Source organism: Mycoplasma sp. 2248 (genome assembly GCF_034863245.1).
GTDB lineage: Bacteria > Bacillota_I > Bacilli_A > Mycoplasmatales > Metamycoplasmataceae > Mycoplasmopsis.
On the sequence record NZ_JAYFFC010000013.1, the window covers coordinates 1 to 7,316 of the forward strand.

Annotated in this window: 2 protein-coding genes; both read left to right on the plus strand. The window is 30.3% G+C overall.

The features are described from left to right. Positions 1–3,194: hypothetical protein (locus VBM91_RS03025; RefSeq protein ID WP_323189232.1), on the plus strand; the 3,194-nt coding region annotated here is incomplete at its 5' end. Positions 3,195–3,499: 305 nt separating this feature from the next. After that, the gene (locus VBM91_RS03030) at positions 3,500–7,084 is read left to right on the plus strand and encodes a hypothetical protein (protein WP_323189233.1); all 3,585 of its coding nucleotides are present in this window, start codon (positions 3,500–3,502) and stop codon (positions 7,082–7,084) included. Positions 7,085–7,316: the final 232 nt, after the last annotated feature.

Consider the following 7,316-nt stretch of genomic DNA (forward strand, 5'->3'; position numbering starts at 1 on the left):
AACAATTAGTAAATGCTGCTACAACAGTTCAAGAAGCAAAAGACATTGCTACAAATGCAACAAATGTTGATACCGCTATCGAGCAAGTTCAAAGATTTAATGATGTTAAATCAAAACCACAATTCACAGAAGCATCAACAACACCTACAGATAAAAAACAAGCTGCTCAAACAGCGTTTGACAACTTACCAGGTGTTGAGTCAATTATGGACTTTAGAACAAATCTAATTGACCAAATCACAAACAAAACAGAAGAACTTAAAAACGCAATCAACTCACTTGATGGTAAACAAAACTTAGATGATTCAAAAGCTGCTGCTAAAGCTGAAATCGAAGGATTAGAAAACTTATCAGATACACAAAAACAAGCTGCTAAAGCTGAAGTTGAGAAAAAACAAACAATTGCTGATGTTCAAGCAACTCTTGAAAATGCTAAGAAATTAAATGTTGCTAAACAAGCGTTAAACAAAGCAAATGATGCTGAAAAAACAACAGCATACATTGACGCTTCAAACATAGCTAAAAATGCATTTATTGGTGCAAAAGGTAAGGTTGATGCAATTAAAGATGTAGAAGACTTCTCACAACCTATTGCAGATATTGACACATTAACATCTGAATTAAATAATGCAATTAGCAATTTAGATGGAGATAGAAGTTTAGAAGAAGCTCAAAAAGATGCTATTGCTAAGATTGAAGCATTAACAAACTTATCAGAAGAACAAAAGACAGCTGCTAAGGATTCAATTAAGAACCTTACAACTAAAGATCAAGTAGCTAACGTGCTTTCAAATGCTCAAAAAGTTGATAAAGCTATCGCTAAATCAAATGAAGCTGTTAATAAACAAAACACACCAGCTTATGTAGAAGCTTCAGATGAACCAAAAGAGAACTTTAACAAAGCTAAAGAAGCACTTGATGCAATCAAGAACACAACAAACTTTGAAGCATTAAGTGATGATCCTGATGCACTTATTAGTGCTTTAGATGCTAAATCTGAATTACTTAATGGTTTAGCTAACTTAGCGACAGCAAAAGAAGAAGCTAAGAAAAAAGTTGATGGACTTGAAGGATTATCTCAAGGTCAAAAAGATTTAATTAAAGCTGTTATTGAAGATGAATCAACAAATTCAAAACAATTAATTGATCAAATCCTTGATAATGCTGCTAAATTAAAAGAATTAGTTGATGCATTAGAGGTTGCTAAAGCAAAACAAACAACTCCTGATTACACAGAAGCTGACAAAGATAAACAAACTGCATTTACTAATGCTAAAGACGCTATCAAAGATGCTATTGCAAGCTTTACAAATCCAAAGCAACCAATTGCTAACGCAGATAATTTATTATCAGATATGACATCAGCAACTGGAAAATTAAATGGAGATGATAAATTAGCTACAGCTAAAACTGAAGCAATTAAAGAAATTGATAAATTAACCAACTTATCAAAAGCTCAAAAAGATGCCGCTAAAGATTTAATTAAATCTGAAGACACAAATACACTTGCAAAAGCACAAGACATTGTTAATAATGCAAAATTATTAAACAATGCATTAGCTACACTTGAAGCTGCTAACAACAAATTAGATAAAGTGGATTATACACAAGCTTCAGATGCTGTTAAAGATGCGTTTGATAAAGCTAAAGACGCTGTAAATGCAATCAAAGATACAAAGAACTTTGAAAACAAAGTACAAGACATTGAATTATTAACAAGCAAATTAGCAAATGCTATTAGCAACCTTGATGGTAAAGATAGATTAGCTAAAGCTAAAGAAAAAGCTAATCAAGCTATTGATGCATTACAAAACATCTCAGAAACACAAAAAGATGCTGCTAAAACTAAAGTCGAAGAACAAAACACAATTAACAATATAAATAACATTGTTGCAAATACAAAAGCAGTTGATGCTGCTCTAGGAACAATTAAAAACATTGCCCCAGTTAAAGAAAAAGTTCAATTCAAAGAAGCTGATGCAGACAAACAAAATGCATTAACTACAGCATTAGACAATTTAAATTCATTAGAAAGCAAAGAAGACTTTGAGAACGCTGTAGAAAACTTAGAAGATAAAGTACAAACTCTTAAAGATGCTCACAAAGCATTAAACGGAGATGCAAACTTAGCAAAAGCTAAAACAGATGCTATTGTTGCTATTGATAAGTTAAATTACTTATCAAAAGCTCAAAAAGATGCTGCTAAAGCTGATATCAATGCTAAAGAAGCTGTTACAGATGTAAATAACATTGTAAACAATGCTACTTTAATGAATAATGCTAAAGAAGCTCTAGACAAAGCTTCTAAAGCACAAAAAACAATTGCTTATACAAAAGCTTCAGAACAACCAAAAGCTAACTTTGATGAGGCTAAAGCTAATGTAGAAGCAATTAAAGATATTACTAACTTTAATGAGCCGGTAGATAACATCGTTGATTTAACAAATAAATTAAACAATGCAACTGCTGCTCTTGATGGAAGTAAAAACTTAGATGCTGCTAAAGAAGAAGCTCTTAAAGAACTCGATAAACTTCCATACTTATCAGATGAACCATATTCAACTGATTCAGAAAAATTCAAAGCTTCTGAAGCTATTAAGAATGCTACAGATGCTGAATCATTAACAAAAGCTATTGAAGATGCTAAAGCTTTAAATAAAGCTAACTACGATAAAAAAGTAGATGAATTAAATGATTTAACAAACCAATACTTACAAAGTACATATGGAACAGATGCTTCAAACAAACATAGAGAAAATGTTGTTAAAGCAATTAATGAATTTAATTCAAAAGCATTCTCGGATACAAATGGAGAAGCTGCTATTGCTAAAGCTCAAAACTTACTTGATTTAGTTGATTCAATCACAACAAACAAATCAAGAAATAACTTTGAAGAATTAGCTGACGCTTCAGACCTTGCTAATATCGATACTTTAGCAAACGCTGTAATTAAACACAATTACTTTGAAACATCTACAAAAGCTGAGAATAAACTTAGCTCAACAGACCTTAAAAACATTAAACAATTAATTTCTAAGGCTGGAGATATTGAAGGATTAAATGTGCTTACAACAGCTATTACTAAAGCGTTAAAAGGTAACTCACCAATCTTAATCTGACCATACTTTGTAGCTGCTTCAGTAGCAACTTGATTAATTGGTATGTTAATCTTTATATTCGGCAGAAAGAAATAAGAAATTAATTAACAATTAATAAACAATCAAAATCAATCAGTACTAGATAAAAATAGTGCTGATTTTTTTATATTTTAAAAAATCTAAAAATTTCATAAAAGTGAAACTTTAAGAGTGAAAATATGTAAAAAATTACACTTTTTTTGCAAAAAAAAAAAAAAAAGATGCCTCAAAGATGATTTTATGCTAATATAAGCGTAGTTAATATGAATATTTAACTTATAAAAAGAATAAAATAAGTGCTTTTCTAGGTTAAAAATTAATATTTTTAGCTTCCTTAAGTATTTGTTGAAAAAGGAAATTTTATGAACTTAAAAAACAAGAAAAAATGAATTCTTTTACCTTTAAGTGCAGCAGTTTCAGCTCCACTCGCTTTACTAACAACAGTCAGTGCATCAACTGAAACAGTAACAACTACAAATCCTGAAAGAGGTAAAGCTGGTGAAGGGATTCTAAATTGAGATAATAGTTGGACATATGATAGTATTCAAGCTCCAAATCTAAAAGAATATGCTTGAGATGATTCAACTGACACAGGTACATACGATTGAAAATTAGGTTATAATGTTTTCAATCGAGAAGAAAGAACGCGTCCAGATTCATATTTAAACAGATCAATTGGTATAACTAAAACACCGAAAGCTAATGGTGAAATTAGCTGGACTTTAGATTTCTTTAAAGAATTTGCTTTTATAGGAAAAGAGGGTAATAAAGAGGACGAGCAACACGCATATTTTATGTTCGCACTTACAGATGATTTAAAGATTAAGGATGGTTCACAAATCAAAATAACACGTCAATCACAAGATAGAGATGGAAGAATCAGTTCATTAGAAAAATCTTGAATTTCAGGTGAAAATCCTTATCAAGCACTTGGTGATAATGGTGTTGATCTTAAATGATATAAAAATGCCACGACCAAAGCTCAAACTTGAGATGATATTTTATATTATGCTGAAGTATATAATGTAAAAACTAATCCTTATGTTAAAGGTGGAAATAATCCAAAACTTTTAGGTGGAGAAGATAACTCATATAGCAAAATAGCAGATAGATATGATAGTTTCACCGGACAATTTGAAGATGGTTTAAAAACTTATAATAAAGATTTTACTTCTGGTTGAATTTTTCAAACAAGAAGTTCAAGTAGATATAAATTCACAATTGAATTTACAACTGAATCAAAATCAAATGTAGCAAAAGGTGCATTCTCAGGGGTTTTCCAATCAGTTTCATCAAGACAATTAACAGGAAAATATGTCGATGTTATCTTAAGAGGAGAAAGAGCTAAGAAAGAAAAACAATTTGATAACTATCCAGTTGTTATCAAACAAACATTTAATGGAATTGATTCGGATACACAAATACCTACCTCAAGTGCAGTTTTAACAAAAACTATAACAGCACCAGTTTATAATTCAGGTTCATTATATTCAAAAGTTGTTACATTCCCCGAAACTACTGTAACTTCTACTAATAATACAAGAGAACAAAGGTTCTTAATTAAGGACATTGTTAACGCTGATCCTAACAATAACTATGCAAAAAAAACAGACAACACTCAAAGAGGAAATAGTGTTGATTATACACCACCTCAAATTGAGGGTTACACAATGACTTTCCGAAAAAATATTAATGGTCGTTTTTCTGTTGACAATAATGGGGTGTTTTCTAAATTTTCAAATGTTGTCGAATATGACGTAGTTTATACAAAAAACAAAGTAGCTGATAAATCAGCACTTCAACAAGAGTATGATTTAGCAACACCAGAGTTTTATGCGAAAAATCCGTATGCTGACTCTTTAGCAGGTTTTCAAACAAAGTATCGTGAACAGCTTTCTGCAGCTAAAGCAGTGTTAAATGATAATAATGCAACACAAGAGCAAGTTAATACTGCATTAAGAGAATTGCAAAGTGCGAGAAATGATTTAAATGGACAAAAATTAGTTGATGCGGTTAAAGAAGATGCACTTGCTATAGTTAACAACCCAAGTTCATTTTTATCAGAAACTCAAAAAACTGAAGCTAAAAAACAAATTGCAGCAGCAGAATTTTTATCTACTGCAACAACTATTAAGAATAATATTGAACAAATTAATAGCTTAAGAGAAACAATAAAATTATCTAATGAAGCATTAACAACTCCTAACTATACAGAAGCTAGAAAAGAACCAAATAAAGATGAATTTGATCAAACATTGACTAATGCAAAAAAATATGAAAATATAGATAAATTCAATGAAGACCAAAGTGAAGCAGCAACTGCAAAAAAGAGATTAACTGCTGCTTATAATGAACTTAATGGTGAAACAAGATTAAAAGAAGCTAAAAGAAATGCTAATGCTGATATCGATGCATTAACTAACTTATCAGAGGCTGACAAAAAAACTGCTAAAGCTGAAGTTGAAAAGCAAACAACTATCGCTAATGTTGCTAACAAATTATTAGAAGCTCAAAAACAAGATGCTAAAAATAAAATTGATCAATTAACAAACTTATCAGATGCTCAAAGACAAGCTGCTAAAAACTTAATTGATTCACAAGACACAAACACACTTGATAAAGTACAAGCAATTGTCGATAATGCAACAACTGTTAATAATGGAGTTCCAAAACTTACTGCTGCTAAAGCGATTAAAACAAATAATGAAACAAGATATACAGAAGCATCACCAACTCCAAATAAATCAAACTTTGATAATGCTATTTCAGCATTAAATGATTTAACTACATATACAAGCTTTGATACAGCATATCCAAACTTACAAACTAAGTTAACTGATTTATCAAATGCAACAGATAATCTTAATGGAGTTACAAATTTAAACACAGCTAAAACAAATGCTATTGCTGCTATTGATAAGTTAAGTTACTTATCAGATACACAAAAAGATGCTGCTAAAGCTGATATTAATGCTAAAGAAGCTATTACAGATGTAAATAACATCGTAAAGAATGCTACTTTAATGAATAATGCTAAAGAAGCTCTAGATAAAGCTTCTAAAGCACAAGAAACAATTGCTTACACAAAAGCTTCAGAACAACCAAAAGCTAACTTTGATACAGCTAAAGCTAATGTAGAAGCAATTAAAGATATTACTAACTTTAATAAGCCAGTAAACAAAATCGTTGATTTAACAAATAAATTAAACGATGCAACTGCTACACTTGATGGAAGAACAGAGTTAGATGCTGCTAAAGAAGAAGCTCTTAAAGAAGTTGCTAAACTTCCATACTTATCAGATGAACCATATTCATCAGATTCAGAAAAATTCAAAGCTTCTGAAGCAATTAGAAACGCTACAGATATTGAAACATTAGCAAAAGCTATTGAAGATGCTAAAGCTTTAAACAAAGCTAACTACGATAAAAAAGTAGATGAATTAAATGATTTAACAAACCAATACTTACAAAGTACATATGGAACAGATGCTTCAAACAAACATAGAGAAAATGTTGTTAAAGCAATTAATCAATTTAATTCAAAAGCATTCTCAGATGCAAATGGAGAAGCTGCTATTGCTAAAGCTCAAAACTTACTTGATTTAGTTGATTCAATCACAACAAACAAATCAAGAAATAACTTTGAAGCATTAGCTGGTGCTTCAGACCTTGCTAATATGGATACTTTAGCAAACGCTGTAATTAAACATAATTACTTTGAAACATCTACAAAAGCTAAGAATAAACTTAACTTAACAGACCTTAAAAACATTAAACAATTAGTTTCTAAGGTTGGAGATATTCAAGGATTAAATGTGCTTACAACAGCTATTACTAAAGCATTAAAAAACAACTCACCAATGGTGATTTGACCATACATTATGGCTGCTTCAGTAGCAACTTGATTATTAGGAGCTGCTATCTTTATCTTTGGTAAGAAAAAATAATTGTTAATTAATAATTAACAAGAAAATCAGTCGATTAATCAGCACCAAATTTGCTTGGTGCTGATTTTTTTGTACATTTTGTGCAATTAAACTAGCATAAGAAAAGTAGACAGTTTTTTATTTTTCTGTCTACTTTTCTTATGCTAGTTTTTTTTTTTTTTTTTTTTAATGTAAAATAATCCTGAGTTTCCAAGTTGGAAGCTCATTTTTTATAATTTTTAAACTCTACTTA